Below are 525 nucleotides of genomic sequence, written 5' to 3' on the forward strand. Positions count from 1 at the left end.
AGCCTTTATTTCCATCTTTCTCAAATTAAGCAGGCTGACTTGGTTGCTTTGGCGGGATTAGTCGAAGAGACCGAATCCCATATCCTCATCTGATTCCTCCGACTCTTCCTTTGCTTCAGCTTTGGCAGGGGCTGCAGCAGCCGCAGGGGCAGCAGTGGTGGCAGCCGCTGCAGGGGCAGCAGCCGCAAATGCAGATGGATCAGCCAGGAAGGCCTTGACCTTTTCAGTAAGTGGGAAGGTGTACTCAGTCTCCACAGACAATGCCAGGACGCGCTTGTACCCATTGATGATGGAGTGTGGCACCGAGGCAACAGTTGGGTACCCGATCTGCAGACACACACTGGCCACGTTGCGGACACCCTCCAGAAAGCGAGAGTGCAGGGCCTGCTCTGTGATGTCGAGCACTTCAGGGTTATAAATGCTGCCATTGTCAAACACCTGCTGGATGATCAGCCCGAAGGAGAAGGGGGAGATGTTCAGCATGTTCAGCAGTGTGGCTTCGCTGGCTCCCACCCTGTCTCCAGG

Annotated in this window: 1 protein-coding gene; it reads right to left on the reverse strand. The window is 55.4% G+C overall.

Going from position 1 to position 525, the window contains the following annotated elements; all coding sequences use genetic code 11:
* Nucleotides 1-57 precede the first annotated feature (57 nt).
* The coding region (locus R7F64_RS24345) for a hypothetical protein (protein ID WP_318072218.1) at nt 58-525 on the reverse strand (468 nt) is incomplete at its 5' end.

Source organism: Vibrio sp. Vb1980 (assembly GCF_033338615.1).
Taxonomy (GTDB): Bacteria; Pseudomonadota; Gammaproteobacteria; order Enterobacterales; family Vibrionaceae; genus Vibrio; species Vibrio alginolyticus.